Genomic DNA, 19739 nt, shown 5'->3' on the forward strand with positions numbered 1-19739 from the left:
AAATTTATTTGAGGTGATATTTTTGGAATTTACATTTACACGTGGATTAAGCAATGAAAAAACGGATATTGTCAGTGATGCAAATACAGCGATTCATTATGGCAGCGGTACGCTTCCCGTTTATGCTTCGCCAGCCATGTTTGCACTCATGGAAGGCACTGCCGCAGAAAGCATTGAAGACAAATTACCCGCAGGCATGAGCAGTGTCGGTATTGATTTATCGGTCAAACATAGTTCTGCTACACCAATTGGCATGAAGGTACGCGCGGTCAGCGAATTACTCGAAATCGATGGTAAAAAACTCACATTTCGTGTTACTGCCTTCGATGAAAAAGGACAAATTGGTGAAGGTACCCATGAACGTTTCATCATTGCAAGTGATAAATTTTTACAAAAGACACAGGCAAAGTTAACTGCTGGTTCTTCTAAATAATTCAATCCCTATGCATGATCTATAGAGTTTAACAGTCCCTGCCCCTCCAAGTTTATTTTTATACACCAAACTACGTAAAGTAGAATATTTTAAAGTATAACCAAATAAATCTTAGGAGGATTTAACATGTCAGATTGCGGTTGTAATCAAAAGCCTAAAAAACATTGCTGCCCAAAATGCAATTGTGAATGTGAACGCATTTGTCCAAGATGCGGATGTAAATGTGACTGGAATTCTTATAAATGTTTCCAATGCGGCCATCGTTTTCATGATCAACATGAATGCTTCCATTGTCATTGGAAATTCTAAATATAAATAAAAAATAATAGCTAGGTACAAACTTGTACCTAGCTATTATTTTTTAGGAATGATTCACCAAACTATTTATCAAAAATAAAATTTTAATTTTTTCAAAATCGTAAGAAACATTTATTTAGTCCCTTCATATAATGGAATAAAAGAGTTCTAAATGTTTGTCAATGAATTCTTAAAAGCAGCATAAGGGAGGATTTCTTTATGGATTCCAAAGATAGCCGTCATTCGGAAAAGCTAACACTTATTAAAGTCGGAACTCCTACGACATCAGCGATTACAATTCCAATTCCAGGCACGGTTGCGCCTACGCCGATCACACTTACTTCAATCGAAGTTAATACGAGTTGTTTCTGTCATCCGACGATCAGAATTGATTTTTGCTGTAATATTGTAATTCCAGTCGGATTAACTACTACCACACTCACATTCCAAGTGTTTAAACGTTATAACCATCATGATCAAACGATTGCCATCGGTGCACCATGGGTTTATACAAGAAGCCTTGGAGTTACAGAAGCATCGGCAGATATTATTTCCTTCTTCATCGAAGATAATCTCGACAGCTTCATGCAGTGCGGTGCTACTTACATCGTAGCCGTAACTCCAACTGTAAGCGCAACAAATGGAACAGTCGCAATCAACAATGCTACGGTTTCAGCCTTAGTCAGCGGTGACCTGCGTGAAGGACCAAATGGAAAATTTTAATTAATACCCCTCTTAAAAGGATGTTTCAAAACCAGCTCACTCTTCTTTGAACATCCTTTTTTATTTTGAAAAATAGGATCTATTTATCAAAATCGAGTATAGGTTACATATTAATCTATTCAGCAAAACTTTACACTACATCACATCGTTCTCTCTATACGAAGGTTCAACAAGTTAACATAATGAAATACCTCGTATTTCTTCGCTATATTTATGTAGCCTAGGAATTCGAGGTATTTTTTTATTAGATGAAACGATTAGGTTCTAAATTGTTCTGTAATCATTTCAATAAATAAACAAGCAGCTTTAGAAACATACGCATTCTTAGGAACTAAGATTCCCATCGTCCAATACGCAGCATATTTCTCATCAATATAATAATAATCCGGAGAATATTCTCCCTGAAAAATTTTCAAATACTGCATCGGTACAAAAGTTACACCGACGCCTACACTAGCTAATCGTCTGGCAGTTTCATAACTTTTACTCGTCAGAACAATGTTCGGATTGATATTGGCCTTGTGTAAAATCAACTCAGAAATTTCTCTAATTTTTTGCCCTTTATTTAATAAAATAAATTGTTCTTTCGCAAACAAAGCAAGATCTATTTTCGGATATTCAAAATTTTCTACAGGCACAGCAAATTTCTTTAACGGATGCTTTCTACATGTCGCTAAAAGCAGCGGGTCCTTAAATAAAGGATAAAAAATGAACTTTAGATTATTCGCATTTTGTAAAAAAGGTAACACGTGCATGATAGCAAAATCTATCTCGCCCGCAGCCAATGCCATATCTAATTCTGTCGAATTTTTTTCAACAATATGTATTTCTATATTCGGACACTTTTCTTTGAATGCAGGCAGAATAACCGGCAAAATATAAGTCGCTAAATACACAGTAATCCCAATGGTGATTCGACCTTTTTTTAGATTGTTGATATCGCTGATTTCAATCTCAAAATCACTATAAATTTTTAAAATATTAGAAGCGATTTGATAGTATCTTTCGCCTGCAAAAGTTAGGGACAATCCGGTACTCATTCGCGTGAATAATTTTGTGGCTAGATTCGCTTCTATTTTTTGAATGCAATTACTCAGCGAAGGTTGCGTCAAAAACAATTTTTTAGCCGCTTTTGAAATGCTGCGTTCATCTGCAATCGTTTTTACGTATAGCAATTCTTTTTCAGTCATATTTCTATGCCTCTCTATTTAGTGTTTATTTCATTAAATTTTAATATTTACCAGATATAGAAAAAATCTATAGGGGGCATAAAACTTTAAGAATTTGATTATATATTACCTAAATTATATAATAAAATCAAATATTGACAATATCATTTATCAAAATATAGATAAAATTTATATACAAAATAATCACAAATTTACATTACTTTGCATCAAAAAGGAAGGTTTTTAATGATCAAATTATACGATACTGGGGTTTACCTTTTAAACGGAACAGAAATTATCATGGATGATGAAAATGCGAGTGCAACAATTGAATATAAAATCGGAAATGCTCCAAATAAGGCAGATGCCAAAAAAGGAACCATTGCTTCTACGATTTTGCAAAATCACACAATCAATCAAACGCCCAACAGTTTAAAACTAAAATTTGACAGTTTAACTGCCCATGATATTACATATGTCGGTATCATTCAGACAGCCAGAGCCAGTGGCTTAGAAAAATTTCCTGTGCCTTTCGTTATGACGAACTGCCATAATAGTCTTTGCGCAGTCGGCGGTACAATCAATGAAGATGATCATATGTTCGCTCTGTCCGCAGCACAAAAATACGGGGGGATCTATGTCCCTCCAAATATGGCTGTAATACATTCTTTTAATCGAGAAATGATGGCGAAATGCGGCAACATGATTTTAGGGTCAGACAGCCATACCAGATATGGAGCACTGGGTACCTTAGGCGTTGGTGAAGGTGGCGGTGAACTCGCTAAACAATTACTAGGCAAATCCTATGATCTTACCCCGCCTGATGTAATCGGTATCTATTTAACCGGCAAACCACAAAAAGGTGTAGGCCCTCATGACATTGCACTGACAATCATCGGTAATGTATATAAGAATGGCTACGTAAAAAATAAAGTAATGGAATTCATCGGGGATGGCATCGCCAATTTAGATATCGATTATAGAAACGGTATTGATGTCATGACCACAGAAACAACTTGCTGGAGCTCTATTTGGTGCACCGATGAAAAAGTAGAACAGTATTATACAATTCATGGCAGATCACAAGATTATAAAAAATTAGAACCAAAAAATATTGCCTATTATGATGGCCTTGTCTACGTTGATCTTTCCACCATTAAGCCAACGATCGCACTGCCGTTCCATCCAAGTAATATTTACACGATTGAGGAACTAAAAGCAAATCCTATTGATATTTTACAAAAAATACAAAGTGATGGTATGAGGCAATTTGCTCAAAGTAGCATAAAGTTTGACCTTACTAGCAAAATAAAGAATGGTGAAATTTACGTCGATCAAGGAATTGTAGCTGGTTGCTCCGGGGGAACTTTTGATAATGTCGTTGCTGTAGCGAACATGCTAGATGGGAATTCTACCGGTAATGGCACATTTTCTATGAGTGTCTATCCAGATAGTCAGCCTAATCATCTTGAATTAGTGAAAAATGGCTCAATCGAAAAATTGATGAGTGCTGGCGTTGTTGTCCGCTCAGCCTTTTGCGGTCCTTGTTTTGGTGCAGGTGACACTCCAGCAAACCAAGAATTTTCCATTCGCCATACGACCAGAAATTTTCCAAATCGGGAAGGTTCAAAACCAACAGAAGGACAACTTTCGTATGTAGCGCTTATGGATGCCCGTTCTATTGCTGCCACAGCAATTAACGGCGGCAAATTAACTGCTGCGACAGAGCTAGACTTTATTGACAGAAAACGTACCTATTATTTCAATCGAGAAATTTATGATAAACGGGTTTTTAACGGTATCAACAAAATTAAGCCTGATACAGGCTTAAAATTTGGTCCAAATATTAAAGATTGGCCCGTTATTCCGGAGTTGACAGAGCATCTGCTACTCAAAGTTGTAAGTTATATTACAGATCCTGTTACCACGACCGATGAACTAATTCCTTCTGGCGAAACTTCCTCTTTCCGCTCTAATCCTCTTCGCCTCGCTGAATTTACCCTCAGTCGTAAAGATCCTGATTATGTTACAAAAGCGAAAGAAGTTCAAACTTATGAACTTCAAAGAGAAAGTGGCATCGCACCAAATTTAGCTGCTGAAGAATTAGATCTGGTTTATAAAAAAATCAAAACCATCACTGGATTTTCACATATTGATTTTCAAACAATTGGCATTGGTAGCACAATCTTTGCTAACAAACCTGGTGATGGCTCCGCTAGAGAACAGGCAGCCTCTTGCCAGCGTGTTCTTGGTGCCTGGGCAAATTTGGCAAAAGAATATGCAACCAAACGGTATCGTTCCAATCTAATTAATTGGGGGATGATTCCATTTGTTGTTGACAAGCCATGCTTTCATGAGGGCGATTTTCTCTTTATTCCAAATTTGAAAACAAGTATTTCTCAGGCAAGTCCTCTAATCAAAGCTTATGTTTTAGGCGAAAAAACTTCTGAAATATTTCTGACGGTTGGTGATTTAAACACTGATGAACGAAAAATCCTTACTGCCGGCTGTTTGATTAACTACTATAAACAGCAACTATAATCCAAATATTCATGGATCATTTTTATATTGTTAAAAATTCCATTTTAAATAAAAATAAATCAAGAAATGAGGATGATTGGCATGGGAAAAGTTTCATTACGTGGCGTTATTGATATGCATGTCCATTCAGCACCAGATATTCGTGAACGCGCCTACAGCGATTTTGAATTAATGGAAGCTGGAATCAAAGTAGGCGCAAGAGCAATTGTGATAAAATCCCATCACGGTACAACAATGAACCGTGCTTATTTAACCAATGCGCATAATAAAAAGCTCCATCAAAACGACAATAATTTTACGATGTTTGGCAGTATTACTTTAAACAATGCAATTGGTGGCTTAAATCCTATTGCGGTAGAAACAGGACTAAAAATGGGTGCAAAGATTGTCTGGCTTCCAACAACAAGTGCCGAAAATCATTTGAAAAAATACGGAAAATCAGGCGGTATTGCTTGTCTAAACAATGGTAAAATCGTCGAACCCCTAAAAGAAATCCTTAAAATGATAAAAGAGTATGATGTAGTTTTGGGAACCGGACATTTAGCGCCAGAAGAAATATTTCCTGTCGTAGATCAAGCAAAAACTATGGGGCTGAATAAAATTGTTATTACCCACCCTGAATTCTGGGTTGTTGGAATGTCACATGAAGACCAAATAAAAATAACCAAAGATTACGATGTCTATCTAGAAAGATGCTATGCACAACCTATGGGTGGCGGTATTTACAAAAGCAATCTTGAAGATAATCTGGCAATCATAAATAAAGTAGGTTATAAAAACATCATTGTAGATACCGATGGTGGTCAAGTAGAAAACCCGCACTGGGAAATTGCTTTAGAGACCTATATGCAATATCTCGCCGATCATGGAATTACCAACGAACAGTTGGAAGTAATGACAAAACGACTTCCAGCTAAATTACTAGGCATAACGAAATAATTCATACCGAAGGCACATTCACACTACAAGCAACAGGAGGCTTATTATGATTAGTTTCATTGTCGTACTCGCGATCGCTATTTCTATTTTTCTAGGGTATCGAACAAAAATTAATACTGGTTTTTTTGCTATTTTCTTTGCCTACCTAATCGGCTGTTTCTTTCTAGATTTAAAATCAGCTGACGTTATTAAGATGTGGCCAATTAGTATTTTCTTCGTTATTTTTGCAGTCTCACTCTTCTATAACTTCGCCCTGGTAAATGGTACTTTGGAAAAATTATCTGCGCACCTTTTATACGCTTGCCGTAGTTTTCCACAGTTACTTCCTTTTGCCATTTTCTTTGCCGCTACACTGATTGCCGGATTAGGTGCAGGATTTTTCACCGTTATGGCGTTTATGGCTCCTCTGACCCTTCTTCTTTGTGAAAAAACAGGTCTTAGTAAAACAGTCGGCGCAATCTCAGTAAATTATGGTGCCCTTGCCGGAGCCAATTTTATGACCAGTCAAAGTGGAATTATTTTTAAAAGCTTAATCGACGCCGCTGGCTTTGCTGACACTGCTTTTGCTTATACCACAACAATTTTTATTACCACCTTGCTCATTCCTCTATTTGTAATTTCGGGCTTTTTATTCTTCACTAAAAATGGTAAAGCATTTAATAAAACGATAACCATAGAAAAACCAAGTGATTTTGATCCTAAACAAAAAACAACTTTATCGCTTATTCTTTTTATGATGCTTTTGGTTTTAGCTGCACCAATTTTACATATTTTACTGCCTCATAGTAAAATGATTACTTTCATCAATTCAAAAATGGATATTGGATTGATTGCAATTTCTCTTTCGGTCGTTGCACTCATGTTAAAACTTGCTGACGAAAAACAAGTAATCGCGAAAGTTCCTTGGAATACTTTGATTATGATTTGTGGCGTTGGTATGCTTATTTCTGTGGCAATCAAAGCTGGAACAATCAATATTTTAGCTGGCTGGATTGGTGCAAATATACCAACTTTTTTCGTACCGATCGCATTATGCATCGTTGGCGGAATTATGTCATTCTTCAGCAGTACCTTAGGTGTCGTATGTCCGGCTCTTTTCCCTATCATCCCATCTATTGTCGAAACAACAGGCATCAATCCTATGTTGCTTTTCACTTGTGTCGTCATTGGTGCACAAGCAACAGCAATATCACCATTTTCTTCTGGTGGCAGCCTGGTATTGGGCTCTTGTAATAGAGATGAGGATCGCGACACTTTATTTTCTCAATTGTTATTCCATGCAGTCCCAACTTGTCTTATCGTCGCTACGATTACCAGCATTCTATTATTTTTCATCATATAATTACTTCGCGGCACTGCCTTCCACCAGTGCCGTGAAACTGTAAATCCAGCATCGTTTATTAAGCACTTTCTCATCGTTACAAAAACGTTAAAACTTTTTTGACCGTTTTTTAACAATTATTTAATATTTTCCCCCTTCAATACCTCTATAATGAAAAATAAGAAATCGAATTTTATACAAACTATTGAAAAGGAGCAAGAAATTGAATTTTATTGAAAATATTAAAGTAAGCTTTAAATTAGGCATCTTATTATTTACCAGCATTTTTTTTATGGCCATTATTGGCTACACTGGCTATCACTATCTTTCAAAATCAGATGCAAACATGAATTCAATGTACACTGAAAGATTAATTCCGGTCAAAATCGTCAACGAATGTGCAACAAACGTTAGGGGATCGTTAGGATCTATCATGGAATTGATGGTCACAAAAGACGAGAAAAAAACCGAACAATTACAAAAAGATATTGATAAACGTTCCGCACTTATAAAAAAAGCACTCGCTGATATTGAAAAAGTCACGTTAGATCCACAAGGAAAAGAATTGATAGCGAATGTACAAGCAGCTTTTGAAAAACAATCACAAGCGCGCAATGAAGTAGTCCAATTAGCAAAAAATAATAAAGATGCTGAAGCGTATGCACTCTATATTAATCAGGTTGAACCATTAACGAAAACGCTGACTGGCAGCTTGCGCATTCTAATGGATTATTATACCGATCTATCAGAAAAAATGAATACGGACAACCATCAGCAATTCGAACTCGCAATGAAAATCACACTGGGTATTTTATTCATTTCTTTTCTAATTTTAGTTTGCATTGGTTGGTTTATCGCCAAAGGAATAACCTCACCTTTGCACACTATGGTATTATTTTGCGAAAAATTATCTGCCGGTGATTTTCGCAATCGACCAAATCAATTGGTTCGTAAAGATGAATTTGGTCAATTAGCTGAGGCTTTGGTAAATATGCGCACTAGCATTCGTACATTAATGACAAGTGTAAATGAATCAGCCGAACAAGTCGCTGCCTCTTCTGAAGAGCTAACTGCAAGTGCTGAACAGTCAGCGCTTGCTTCAAATCAAGTTGCTGAATCCATTACTGAAGTAGCCCATGTCACGGAAAAACAATTAACTTCCGCAAACTCTACAGCTATTGTGGTAGAACAAATATCAACTACAATCCAACGAATTTCTTCTAATGCGAATACAATCGTTCTCCAATCTTCTCAAACAGCTGAAAAAGCTACCGAGGGCAATGACTCGGTAAGTAAAGCAGTAAGTCAGATGACATCAATTGAAGAAACCGTTACCTCCTCTGCAGCAGTCGTAGAAAAACTAGGAGAACGCTCCAAAGAAATCGGTCAAATTGTCGACACGATTTCTGGCATCGCCGGACAAACCAATCTATTAGCACTCAATGCTGCAATTGAAGCAGCCCGTGCTGGCGAACAAGGACGCGGGTTCGCCGTCGTCGCAGAAGAAGTTAGAAAACTTGCAGAACAATCCCAAGATGCCGCCAAACAAATTGCTGAATTGATTAGTGAAATTCAACAAGAAACCGATAAAGCTGTTGTTGCAATGAGTGATGGTACTAGAGAGGTTAAGCTTGGTACTGAAGTCGTAAATCTATCGGGAAAAGCATTCCAAGAAATATCGGTTCAAATAAATGAAGTATCTGATCAGATAAAAAATATATCGGGTGAGATTGATCAAATTGCTGCTGGAAGTCAGCAAATCGTTGCATCCGTAAATCAAATTGATGAACTTAGTAGACAAGCTTCGGGAGAAACACAAACAGTATCAGCCGCAACCGAAGAACAATCTGCCTCCATGGAAGAAATCGCTTCCTCCAGCCAGGCACTAGCAAATTTAGCAATGAAACTTAGAGAAGCAGTTGCCAAATTCCAAATATAATACAGTAGCCACGTCTATGTTGATTTGTATAGAGAAAGAGTGTATCCAAGTATGAATGGATACACTCTTTCTCTATACAAATCAACAAGTTGCGCTGACACCTTTTGAGAAGGTGCCAGCACACGACTCATCGCCATATGAAAATTTATTTCCTTAAAGGTCGCAGTGATTACAATGAGGTTCTTTTGGTTTATTGCAATTCGTTGGACACCCATTGCTAGGGCCTACTGCAACAATGTTACAAATATTAATCCTAACGAGATCCCCATCACGATAAATCGCTGGTACAAGAAGTTCTACACGATTTCCACAGATAACCGAAACATCACAGGTCAACTCTATACAAATATAATCTTGATCTCTTGCCCGTTCCTGATCGCGATTTTTTACAACTTGCCCTTGAAATACGCAACGATCCTCTGTAAGTATCGTTATAGACCCTATGCTGTTAGCACAACACTCAAGAAAGCTCATACTTGGTCCCTCCTATATTATTCATTTACAGCTTACCTAAACTATACTATGCTGCGAAAGAGTTTAATGTTCTTATTTTACCAATTCCTTAACATTTAAATATTTTCAATATTATCATATTCCCACTTGCGCGAAAGTTGCTATTTATTTTTGAATTTTAGAAAAAAATACACTTAAACCAATACAGAAACTTGATTTAAGTGTGGTTATCTTCACTATTTTTTGTTGTCAATACAAAATAGACGCTATCTTTAAACAAAGCGATTACGTCCTTCACTTTTTGCCTGATACAGCGCCAAATCTGCCATTCTAATCATACTTTTTTCATTAAAAACTTCTTTTGCAATTGTAGTCGCTATACCGATACTTACTGTAACGTACTTGCTGACTTTAGACATCCTATGTTCCATTTTTATGAATGCCAAGTTTTGCTGAATCCTTGTTGCTACTTTGATTGCCCCTTCTTTAGAGGTCGATGGCAAAATTAGAATAAATTCTTCTCCGCCGTATCGAGCAACAACATCCCCCGGACGTAATACGGATCTCTTTAAAACGCTCGCCACTTTCTGCAGACACCGATCTCCCTCTAAATGTCCGTAGTAGTCATTAAAAGCTTTAAAGAAATCTATATCCACTAGTAATAGGGATAAAAGTTCCCCACTACGTAAAGCACAACGCCACTCTTTTGCTAACGCTTCATCTAAATAACGACGATTAAAAACACTTGTCAGGGCATCAATAAATGAAAGTTTTTCTAATAGATCGTTTTGCATTTTTATTGCTAAATGATTTTTTATACGTGCTTTGATAATAGAGGCACAAGCTGGTTTTGTTATATAATCAATTGCACCCAATTCCAAACCTCGAGCTTCATCTTGCGTATTGCCCTTTGCAGATAAAAAAATCACAGGAATTTTTTTTGTTGCAGGATCTGCCTTGAGCTTCCGACATACCTCATACCCATCCATTTCTGGCATTACAACATCTAATAAAATTAAATCAACATTTTGGCATTTAACATAATCCATACATGCTTTTCCAGAGGTTACAACCACAACTTGATACTCTTCTTTTAAAATATCTTCCATATATTTAGCACTAAAATACACATCGTCAACAATCAGGATCGTTTGCTTTTCTGAATTCATATTTTTCCTTTCTTATACTCTCTTAAAAAGATCAATACAACTTATGCTTTTATGTTTCTAACGTAAAATGTCAATAAAAAAACTGCCAGCTGCAATCATAAAATTGATGCAACCTGGCAGTCATAGACAAAATTATCTTTAGACCCACGGCTTTGCGTCCCTATCTTTCAATAGGTTTGCTATAGGAAAAACAATATATACTTTATATTCTATACTAAACAAAATGAAAATACAAGAATAATATTCCAATTGCATATTCGACAAAAAGGAACATGTTTCCACACAATATCTGCACCGAAAAGCCTTTGCAGAACTCATCTTATCCTATTAAAATTCAAATTTTACCGGGCGCAAGAACAAATCCAAGAGCTTTTCTTTTGGATCTTTATGGTCAATGACGATTTCGTACACTGCGTTGCAAATCGGCAGTTCAATATTATATTCTTGTGCCAACGTTTTTAAAGCAACCACCGTAGAAACACCCTCAGCTAATTTATCAAATCTTTCACCTCTTACAAAACCCTGCCCATATTTTCGATTGTGACTATGTAAAGAAAATAAAGTTGCTTCATAATCGCCTAAATGGCTGAGTCCATAAATTGTCGTAGCATCACCGCCCATTGCTTTCACAAGCAATGATAATTCTCTCGTCCCCCGTGCCATCAATGCACCTTTTAAACTGCTATAGTTCATTCCATCTAACATTCCAGCGGCAATTCCCATAACATTTTTCGCTGCCGCCCCAATTTCGATTCCCAGTAAATCTCTGCCATAATAGAAACGAATTAAATTGCTATTAAATGCTTCCACAACTTTTTTTGTTATTTCTATAGCGGGCGATCCAATGATCATGCAATTGGGAATTTCTCTGACAAAATCCTGCACATGGCCAGGGCCTACCCAAACTGCTACATTCTTGTCTAACCCAAAAGCTTCATGAAAAACTTGTGATAAACGTTTTCCCGTTTTTGCCTCGATGCCTTTCATGCACAACACAAAAGTTTTATCACGTATTCCAGCAAAATCACGAATTTGTTCACCGAATGAACGTAATTCCTGCGCGCTGATTGAAATAATAATAATTTCACCGAATGAAACTGCTGCTTCTAAATCGTGCGTCAAAGTAATCTTATCCGGTAATGTTAAATAATCATTTTTTTTCGTATTTTCTAGTGCCGCAAAATTTCTTGATCCTTCCCTGCCCCATAATAAAACATCGTGTCCTATCCGATTTGCATACCACGCCAAAAATGTTCCCCAACGCCCACAACCTAATACCGAAACCTTCAAATTTTACACCATCCTAAAAAAAATTTCGTACACATCTAATATCTTAATTATAGTATCATATTTTGATTTCACAAGTAAAACCTCGTCAGCTTGTAAACAAATAATATATTTATGTCGATAACTTAGAAAATAACGAAATCCGTACCACTTATAAACTAGTACGAAGATAGGTTGCCGGTTGGTGAGAAGTACTCAGATGCTAGGCACAGCAAGGGGTTGTGAAGGAGTCGTACTCGCGGTACGTCGACGAGCAGCACCTTGCTGTAACGACGCAGATGCGTGCTTATCACCGACCCGCTGCCTATCTGTCCCATAGTTCATAGTTTGTCTACATGCCAAGAAGAGCTGTGGCAAATTTTTTGCTACAGCTCCTCTTGACATGTGCTCTATTCATCTGCAGATCATCAAACAAAGAAAATGATCTACCAGTTCTCAATTTTATAATTTTGCAAAATTCTTTCCAAATTCTATGGCGCCTGCCACAGCATCTTCATCCGGACTCCAAGCAACCTTATATCCGTCATTTACAACTTCAAATCCAGCTTCTGTTAACAGCTCACTAAGCATCTTTACAGATTTTTCACTCCAGCCATAGGTTCCGAAAGCAGCAGCTTTTTTATTTTTAAACGACAGCCCTCTGATTTCTTCCATAATGCCTGCCATGGAGGATAAAATTCCATTATTGACTGTAGGTGAACCGGCTAAAATCGCTTTAGATTGGAAAATTTCAGTCAAAATATCGTTTTTATCTCTACGTCCTGTATTATAAAGTTTAATATTTACCGTCGCATCCGCTTGTTTAATCCCTTCAGCAATTGCCTCGGCAAGCTTGCGCGTACCTTCCCACATTGTATCGTAAAGAATCGTGATTTGATTTTCTTGATAGTCTTTCGACCACTCGCCATATTTTTTCACAATCTGCATCGGATCATCTCGCCAAATCGCTCCATGACTCGGGCAAATCATATCAATTGGTAAGTTGAGTGCCGCGACTTCGTTCAGCTTTCGTTCAACTTGACGATTAAATGGTGTAAGAATGTTTGCATAATATTTAATCGCTTCTCTATATAACTCTGCTTGATCGACCAAATCATTGAACATATATTCGGAAGCATAATGCTGACCAAACGCATCATTGCTGAATAAAATATTTTCCCCGGTAAGATAACACATCATCGTATCCGGCCAATGTAGCATTGGTGCTTCAATAAAGATGAATTCTTTTGAACCAATACTAAGCTTGTCCCCCGTTTTTACTACGTGGAAATTCCAATCCTGATGATACTGCCCCTTGAGCGATTTCACCGCATTTGCTGTACAATAAATTGGAGTGTCGGGAATAAGTTTCATTAGCTTCGTCAATGCACCACTGTGGTCAATCTCGCCATGATTCACTATAATATAATCAATTTCTGATACATCGATTTCCTGCTGCAATTTATCAACAAATTCCTCAGTATAAGGCAGCCAAACTGTATCAATTAAAACATTTTTTTCATCACGGACAAGATATGCATTATACGTAGACCCTTTATGCGTAGAGTATTCTTCACCATGGAATTTTGTTAAATCCCAGTCTATTTTACCAACCCATGTAACATTTTCAGTAATTCGAAAACTCATATGCTAACCCTCCTTAAATAATTGTCATCAATAAATTTTACATATATATTTTACCATACTCTCATAAAATACACACGTTATGAAACAGTATGCCTGCTATTATGCACCGAGAATAAAGCTCCGCATGGCAATAGAGGCATTTTGTATATCAGTGCAAATGAATGCGAGGTTCTCATCCTCTGTTTGCATAGCAAGTGCGTAGAGCATTGGTAAATAATGTTCATCTGTAGGCACAGCAAGATTTGCATAAGGTAATTTTTCATAAGCGATCAACTTTTGATGCTCTCTCTGTTCGAGTAACGTAGCTACCTTTTGATCAAACGCTGCCGCCCACGGATAAACATCCGGCACATATAGGCTAGAAAAATCCAATTGTGAAAGATTGTGCACAATATTGCCGCTGCCAATGATTAAAACGCCTTCTTGTCTCAGAAAGGCAAGCTTTTTTGCAAACTCATAATGCGCCTGCGGTGACTTCCTCATATCGAGACTGCATTCTAAAACTGGAATATCAGCCTTTGGATACATATGTTTTAATACCGCCCACCCCGCATGATCAATTCCTCTTTCAGGATCTACTGCAACTTCACCAGACGTAAGATTTTCAATACGTTTCGCAACTTTTACCGCCCCGGGACAAGCATATTTTTCTTGATACAAAGCCTCTGGGAATCCATAAAAATCGTAAATTGTTTCCGGCTGCGCAGCACCAGTAATATACGTGCCTCGCGTCTGCCAATGCGCACTTATTACAAGAATGGCTTCCGGTCTTGGCAGCGTTTCACCAAGTACCGCTAAACTGCTTGTATAATTATTTTTTTCAACAATATTCATCGGTGATCCATGACCAATAAACACTACCGGCATTTTCATCCCATATCACTCCTCATGATTGAACCGTGCTCTTGCGTAACGATCTGTGAACGGTTACGCCGTGTAAGAATTCATTACATTTATTAAAGTCTAATTCGCCATAAGCAACATAAATTCCTACATGATAATGATTTTATTTAAAACTTTTTGTCTATTCATTTTATAATATTTAATATTCATTTTTATTCCAAATTATCCAAGGACGATTTTTCTAAATATGTTATAATAAATGAGATTTGACTCCGTCGTGAGGATAGACTTCTTGAAATCTACTTATAAAGGAGCGTTTATTTTTTTATGGAAGACCGTGACTGGCTTATCATTCAAGCACTAAAATCCGAAAAAAATATTACAAAGGCCGCACAAAGCTTATATATGTCACAACCGGCATTAACTGCAAGACTGCAGCATATTGAGCGAGAATTCGGCGTACAATTGGTTCATCGAAGTACGAAGGGAATTCAAATTACACCAGAAGGAGAATTTCTCGTAAAAGCTGCAGAACAAATGGTTACGCAGCTGCGCAGCATAAAAAACAATGTGCGCAATTTATCCAAGATTGATGCTGGCACTTTAGAAATTGGCGCTTCACATTACTTTACGATGTATACCTTACCTCATATTTTAAAATTATTTAAGAAAAAATATCCGAATGCAGACTTTAATATGGTGACCGACTGGACAAAAAATATTTTCAGCCTCATTTATAATAAAAAAACACATGTCGGTTTTGTCAGTGTGGATTACGGTGGCTGCAAAAACATGCATTTATTATACGAAGAACCCGTCTGTATTGCATCCATGCAGCCATTTAAGTTCGAGGATCTGCCGAATTTGTCACGCATCGAATATCATAGTGATTATCTATTAAAATCACAGATTGATAAATGGTGGCGGGAAAACTTCGCTAAGCCGCCAACCTTCAATATGCATGTTGACAAATTAGCAACTTGCAAAGAAATGGTTAAAAATGGATTGGGTTATGCAATTCTCCCATCACGTATTATTGCAAACATTCCAAATATCCATAAGCTGCCTTTAAAAAACACCGATGGAAAGTATATCACAAGAAAAACTTGGATGATCTATAATGAAGATACGCTACAGCTCCCGATTGTCAATTTATTTGTGAATTTTGTAAAAGGGCTTTCATTCGAAAACTAACAGCCAAGCAAATTCGGTAATAAAAACCGTTCGAATTTGAATTTGATAGACTACGAGTTTTATGTACGAACAGCGATTTAAACTGCGCGATGCAGTTTAAATCGCTGTTTTACGTTCTGTCGATCCACCATTAGAGCCTATAAAGTGAAAAATTTTACAATCCCCATCGAATTATATAATAATCAACAATAAGTTTTTCCAATTTTACAACCTATATCGTTTTATATATGATTTGATTAACGAAATTTATAAATTGAATTTTCAAAATCATTTTATTACAAGGAGTGCTACCTATGAAAAAACTTTTCAGCGAAAGTAAAATACCCGCTGCCATATTAACAGTTGGAATCGTACTTGTTTTATGGTTTATCCCATTACCAGAAGGCTTAACTATAAAAGCTTGGCACTTATTTGCAATTTTTATGGGAACCGTAGTCGGTTTTATTCTACAACCATTGGATGCAGGTTCCGTGGCTTTAATTGCAATGGTTATAGCGGCATTGACCAACACCTTGCAATTTAAGGAAGTCCTGACTGCCTTCAGCGGAAATACAGTTTGGTTGATCGTTTCTGCTTTTATCTTAGCTAGAGCTTTTATTATTACCGGGCTTGGGAAACGTATCGCTTACATAACCATGCGTGCTTTTGGTGACAGTAGTTTAAAACTCGTATACTCTTTAGCCTTGAGCGACTTGATTATCGGTCCGGCAATTCCGTCAAATTCAGCGCGTGCCGGCGGTCTCGTTTTCCCGATCGTTCAAAGTTTGGCAGAAGCCTTTGATTCAAAACCAGGGCAGTCGGCAAGAAAAATCGGTGCTTTTTTAGTAACTTCTGTATTTCATCTTGACCTCGTTGTATCGGCGATGTTTTTGACAGCAATGGTCGGCAATCCGGTTGCTGTTGCATTAGCAAAAAAAGTATTAGATGTCGATATTACTTGGATGGACTGGTTTGTTGCGGCACTGGTTCCCGGTGTAGTTGCATTGCTTGCGATTCCTTATGCACTTTACAAATTTTATCCGCCTGAATTGAAAGAGACTCCAGAAGCAAAATCGATGGCGGCTAATGTATTGAAAGAAATGGGACCAATGACGATTGGTGAAAAGATTATGCTGCTCGTATTCGTTATGCTGCTTACTTTATGGGCAACTGCTTCAATGACGGGGCTCAACGGAACGCTCATTGCTTTCATGGGACTTTGTATCTTACTCGCAACTAAAGTTCTAACTTGGAAAGATGTAATCACCGAAACCAGAGCATGGGATACTTTAATCTGGGTAGGCAGTGTAATTGCGATGTCAGATTACCTCAATAAATCTGGTTTCATTGCTTGGTTTGCAAAAATATTAGAAAATCAAATGGTCGGCGTCGGTATGATTACCGCACTTGTCCTATCCTTTGTTATTTATTTATACAGCCATTATTTCTTTGCAAGTATGTCTGCCCATGTTACTGCAATGTATGCGGCACTCATTACATTAGGTGTTGCCGCAGGTGCGCCGCCCTTTATTTCAGCTTTCGTGGTAGCACTTGCCTCTAACATTTGCGGTTGTTTAACACATTTCGGCACAGGCCCTGCGCCGGTTTATTTTGGAGCTGGGTATGTAGATCAAGGTACGTGGTGGAAAATTGGTTTTGGCATTTCTATCATGCACATCATCATCTGGGTCGGCATAGGCGGTATCTGGTGGAAAGTTCTTGGATACTGGTAAATATATAAAAGCGCCTTTCTTACAGATAACAACAACGCTGTGAGAAAGGCGCTTATTTGCTTTAGCGTTCCTCTTTTTGCAGTGTAAAATGATTGGTCTGATTTTCTTTCTTAAACGTCAGATCATAACTGGAATTCGCGCCCTTAATAAAGGCCTGTAACCAAATCAAATATAGGTTTTCTAAAAAAGTTTGGTCTCCACCTGCGCGCTGCCAATTTTTTTCTTGCGGCCAGCAATCATTTTCCCAAACGACATGATTTGGCGAAATTTCTTTCATCATATCTCCTACGTCGCAAGGCATTCCATTCAAATAATAGTCATTTACCGTTTGGTACAATTGCGGCGCTGTACTCACATTTTTACTAAAAGTAACCGCCTCTTGTCCATAGCTATATCCATCTTTCTCAAAAGTCTCTTCTATGATCTTTCGAGCCCCATCTCCCATTTGCGCAAGAAACTCTTTTATAATATAAGCTTCTCTTGTTTCTACGAGATTGATTTGCCGCTGCAGCCATTGATGAATATTTTGATGATCAATCATGTCTTCTAAAGCTTGATCAAAGGCAACATTTCCTATACTTTGATTGGCCATTTCTCTTACACTCTCTACAGTATCTTCCGCTTGAGAAAAATTACGAAATAATAAATTTTCCCGGCTTGCTACAATTTTAATCTTCTTAAACAACCAATGATGTATTTGTGCTAAAGCTTCACTCATTCAATCACCTCATCGTTTTTCATTTAATGTAGGAATTAATTCATCAAGCACCAGACCATGAATTTCTGCGGCCTGATGAATGGATTCACCTGCCGCCGATGGACATCCCAGACAACCAAGTCCAAAAGATCTTAGAACCGGAATCGTTTTTGGATATACACGAATAATATCTGCAATAACACTATCGGCAGTGATCTCATCTCCCGGTGCCAAAGTTCCTTCTGTTAAGCCCCCCGGTAAAGGCGCGAATGCCTGCTCCTCCCCATGCTTCTTTTCTGCATGAAACGGTCGGTTATTTTCATAGTGCTTGAGAACTTCTGTTTTGAAATGTTCAAACCCAATACGGTCAATAAATTGCCCTAAACGTTCAATTTCAGCATTGGTTTGGTAATAACCAATTACATATTCAATCACAGATAAAGCAACCTCGTCAGATAATCCACCAATTAATTGATTTGCCAAACGAGGATGCGAGCCGGCCGACCCGCCGACATAAAGATCCCAGCCTTGCTCAGTTCCAATTAATCCGATATCTTTTACAACCGATTCGGAACAAGAATTTGGACAGCCGGAAACCCCCATCTTCATACGTGAAGGCATTTCTTTTTTTATATACGCTTTATCCAAGGCAAGTCCGATTTTTACACTATCTTTTTTCGCACGCTTACAAAATGCAGTACCCGGGCAAATTTTAACACTTCGTACACAATTGGCAAAACCAATTGCCGGTTCCATTTCCAGCTGCGCCCAAATATCTTGAATGTCCTCTGCTTGGAGATTTGTTATCATAATTCGTTGCGCGGAAGTCAATTTCAATACACCGTGGTATAACCGGGCAACTTGCGCATATTTTTCTAAACGATCTGCAGTTATAAATCCACCCGGAATATGCGGCGTAATGGCATACGTTTTTTTACCGTTTTTTATTCGTTGTAAGTTTGCACCAACAGGCAGCATCTGTCTCATCCTTTCTTCGACTACTTACAACTAAGTTTTCTCAAAAAAAAATCATATATACTCTTATTATAAAAAATCCTTAAATATCGACGATTTAAATCTATCTACGGAAAAATAAATTTAAAATAATTGTTAATAGAATACTAATTATAATCGAACTTGCTAAAGGAAAATATACGCCGAAGTTACCACTTTCCCATTTAAAATCACCAGGTAATTTACCAAATTGTATCCACTTACCACCAAAATGTAGGATCAAACCAACGACAATCAAAATAAGTCCCATATAGATCAAAGTTTTCCCAAAATCATGCATGATCATCTTACCTACTTCCTCCAATTTATATCTACTGCAAAAACTTAAGCTTCTTAATTTAAAATATACACGAAAATTTATGCGAATGCCAATCTAAGACAT

The 19739-nt window shown here is 37.5% G+C and carries 17 protein-coding genes and 1 riboswitch; of the genes, 8 read left to right on the forward strand and 9 right to left on the reverse strand.

The window, feature by feature from the left end:
• Nucleotides 1-22 precede the first annotated feature (22 nt).
• Both BN6559_RS06080 and BN6559_RS06085 read left to right on the forward strand, forming a co-directional pair.
• The gene (locus tag BN6559_RS06080) at nt 23-433 is read left to right on the forward strand and encodes a thioesterase family protein (protein WP_110953889.1); all 411 of its coding nucleotides are present in this window, start codon (nt 23-25) and stop codon (nt 431-433) included.
• A gap of 516 nt (nt 434-949) precedes the next feature.
• The gene (locus BN6559_RS06085; protein ID WP_110953890.1) at nt 950-1453 is read left to right on the forward strand and encodes a DUF4489 domain-containing protein; all 504 of its coding nucleotides are present in this window, start codon (nt 950-952) and stop codon (nt 1451-1453) included.
• A 257-nt stretch (nt 1454-1710) separates the two neighbouring features.
• Here BN6559_RS06085 and BN6559_RS06090 read toward each other — a convergent pair whose 3' ends face one another.
• Nucleotides 1711-2643: a LysR family transcriptional regulator gene (locus BN6559_RS06090; protein ID WP_110953891.1), complete on the reverse strand. Its 933-nt coding sequence runs from the start codon at nt 2641-2643 to the stop codon at nt 1711-1713.
• 225 nt (nt 2644-2868) lie between these two features.
• On the opposite strand from BN6559_RS06090, the gene BN6559_RS06095 reads away from it, so the two are divergent.
• From BN6559_RS06095 to BN6559_RS06110, 4 genes are all read left to right on the forward strand, one after another.
• Nucleotides 2869-5163, forward strand: coding sequence for a hydratase (locus tag BN6559_RS06095; RefSeq protein WP_110953892.1), 2295 nt, complete (start codon nt 2869-2871; stop codon nt 5161-5163).
• 81 nt (nt 5164-5244) lie between these two features.
• Nucleotides 5245-6102 carry a DUF6282 family protein gene (locus BN6559_RS06100; RefSeq protein WP_110953893.1) on the forward strand — a complete coding sequence of 286 codons (858 nt, stop codon included), beginning with the start codon at nt 5245-5247 and terminating at the stop codon, nt 6100-6102.
• Between the two features lie 46 nt (nt 6103-6148).
• Nucleotides 6149-7444 (forward strand): SLC13 family permease, encoded by a 1296-nt coding sequence (locus tag BN6559_RS06105; RefSeq protein WP_234407813.1) that lies wholly within the window; start codon nt 6149-6151, stop codon nt 7442-7444.
• Between the two features lie 202 nt (nt 7445-7646).
• Nucleotides 7647-9362 (forward strand): methyl-accepting chemotaxis protein, encoded by a 1716-nt coding sequence (locus BN6559_RS06110; RefSeq protein ID WP_110953894.1) that lies wholly within the window; start codon nt 7647-7649, stop codon nt 9360-9362.
• 153 nt (nt 9363-9515) lie between these two features.
• On the opposite strand, the gene BN6559_RS06115 is transcribed toward BN6559_RS06110, so the two are convergent.
• The 5 genes from BN6559_RS06115 to ygiD all read right to left on the reverse strand — a co-directional run bounded on the left by BN6559_RS06115 (nt 9516) and on the right by ygiD (nt 14770).
• Complete coding sequence (locus BN6559_RS06115) at nt 9516-9836, reverse strand: hypothetical protein (protein WP_110953895.1); 321 nt, start codon at nt 9834-9836, stop codon at nt 9516-9518.
• Nucleotides 9837-10087: 251 nt separating this feature from the next.
• Nucleotides 10088-10984 (reverse strand): diguanylate cyclase, encoded by an 897-nt coding sequence (locus BN6559_RS06120; RefSeq protein ID WP_110953896.1) that lies wholly within the window; start codon nt 10982-10984, stop codon nt 10088-10090.
• 104 nt (nt 10985-11088) lie between these two features.
• A riboswitch (cyclic di-GMP riboswitch) is annotated at nt 11089-11175 on the reverse strand.
• Nucleotides 11176-11311: 136 nt separating this feature from the next.
• On the reverse strand, nt 11312-12274 hold the full coding sequence (locus BN6559_RS06125; RefSeq protein ID WP_110953897.1) for an NAD(P)H-dependent glycerol-3-phosphate dehydrogenase: 963 nt from the start codon (nt 12272-12274) through the stop codon (nt 11312-11314).
• A gap of 438 nt (nt 12275-12712) precedes the next feature.
• On the reverse strand, nt 12713-13897 hold the full coding sequence (locus tag BN6559_RS06130) for an anaerobic nitric oxide reductase flavorubredoxin (protein WP_110953898.1): 1185 nt from the start codon (nt 13895-13897) through the stop codon (nt 12713-12715).
• A 99-nt stretch (nt 13898-13996) separates the two neighbouring features.
• Nucleotides 13997-14770: a 4,5-DOPA-extradiol-dioxygenase gene (ygiD, locus tag BN6559_RS06135; protein ID WP_199883786.1), complete on the reverse strand. Its 774-nt coding sequence runs from the start codon at nt 14768-14770 to the stop codon at nt 13997-13999.
• Between the two features lie 297 nt (nt 14771-15067).
• Here ygiD and BN6559_RS06140 point away from each other — a divergent pair, with 297 nt between their 5' ends.
• Together BN6559_RS06140 and BN6559_RS06145 are read left to right on the forward strand one after the other, a co-directional pair.
• Nucleotides 15068-15934, forward strand: coding sequence for a LysR family transcriptional regulator (locus tag BN6559_RS06140; RefSeq protein ID WP_110953899.1), 867 nt, complete (start codon nt 15068-15070; stop codon nt 15932-15934).
• A 293-nt stretch (nt 15935-16227) separates the two neighbouring features.
• Nucleotides 16228-17646, forward strand: a complete 1419-nt coding sequence (locus tag BN6559_RS06145; RefSeq protein ID WP_110953900.1) for a DASS family sodium-coupled anion symporter — start codon at nt 16228-16230, stop codon at nt 17644-17646.
• A gap of 61 nt (nt 17647-17707) precedes the next feature.
• Here BN6559_RS06145 and BN6559_RS06150 read toward each other — a convergent pair whose 3' ends face one another.
• The 3 genes from BN6559_RS06150 to BN6559_RS06160 form a co-directional block, all read right to left on the reverse strand.
• On the reverse strand, nt 17708-18364 hold the full coding sequence (locus tag BN6559_RS06150) for a hypothetical protein (protein ID WP_110953901.1): 657 nt from the start codon (nt 18362-18364) through the stop codon (nt 17708-17710).
• A gap of 9 nt (nt 18365-18373) precedes the next feature.
• Nucleotides 18374-19321 (reverse strand): DUF1858 domain-containing protein, encoded by a 948-nt coding sequence (locus BN6559_RS06155; protein WP_110953902.1) that lies wholly within the window; start codon nt 19319-19321, stop codon nt 18374-18376.
• Between the two features lie 100 nt (nt 19322-19421).
• Nucleotides 19422-19643 carry a DUF2905 domain-containing protein gene (locus BN6559_RS06160; RefSeq protein WP_199883787.1) on the reverse strand — a complete coding sequence of 74 codons (222 nt, stop codon included), beginning with the start codon at nt 19641-19643 and terminating at the stop codon, nt 19422-19424.
• Between the last annotated feature and the right edge of the window lie 96 nt (nt 19644-19739).

Source organism: Massilibacillus massiliensis (assembly GCF_900086705.1).
Taxonomy (GTDB): Bacteria; Bacillota; Negativicutes; order FLKF01; family FLKF01; genus Massilibacillus; species Massilibacillus massiliensis.

Coding starts and splice junctions, on each gene's coding strand:
- BN6559_RS06085 (WP_110953890.1), top strand. CDS start 950: ATGGATTCCAAAGATAGCCGTCATTCGGAAAAGCTAACACTTATTAAA.
- BN6559_RS06090 (WP_110953891.1), bottom strand. CDS start 2,643: ATGACTGAAAAAGAATTGCTATACGTAAAAACGATTGCAGATGAACGC.
- BN6559_RS06095 (WP_110953892.1), top strand. CDS start 2,869: ATGATCAAATTATACGATACTGGGGTTTACCTTTTAAACGGAACAGAA.
- BN6559_RS06100 (WP_110953893.1), top strand. CDS start 5,245: ATGGGAAAAGTTTCATTACGTGGCGTTATTGATATGCATGTCCATTCA.
- BN6559_RS06105 (WP_234407813.1), top strand. CDS start 6,149: ATGATTAGTTTCATTGTCGTACTCGCGATCGCTATTTCTATTTTTCTA.
- BN6559_RS06115 (WP_110953895.1), bottom strand. CDS start 9,836: ATGAGCTTTCTTGAGTGTTGTGCTAACAGCATAGGGTCTATAACGATA.
- BN6559_RS06120 (WP_110953896.1), bottom strand. CDS start 10,984: ATGAATTCAGAAAAGCAAACGATCCTGATTGTTGACGATGTGTATTTT.
- BN6559_RS06130 (WP_110953898.1), bottom strand. CDS start 13,897: ATGAGTTTTCGAATTACTGAAAATGTTACATGGGTTGGTAAAATAGAC.
- ygiD (WP_199883786.1), bottom strand. CDS start 14,770: ATGAAAATGCCGGTAGTGTTTATTGGTCATGGATCACCGATGAATATT.
- BN6559_RS06140 (WP_110953899.1), top strand. CDS start 15,068: ATGGAAGACCGTGACTGGCTTATCATTCAAGCACTAAAATCCGAAAAA.
- BN6559_RS06145 (WP_110953900.1), top strand. CDS start 16,228: ATGAAAAAACTTTTCAGCGAAAGTAAAATACCCGCTGCCATATTAACA.
- BN6559_RS06150 (WP_110953901.1), bottom strand. CDS start 18,364: ATGAGTGAAGCTTTAGCACAAATACATCATTGGTTGTTTAAGAAGATT.
- BN6559_RS06155 (WP_110953902.1), bottom strand. CDS start 19,321: ATGCTGCCTGTTGGTGCAAACTTACAACGAATAAAAAACGGTAAAAAA.
- BN6559_RS06160 (WP_199883787.1), bottom strand. CDS start 19,643: ATGATCATGCATGATTTTGGGAAAACTTTGATCTATATGGGACTTATT.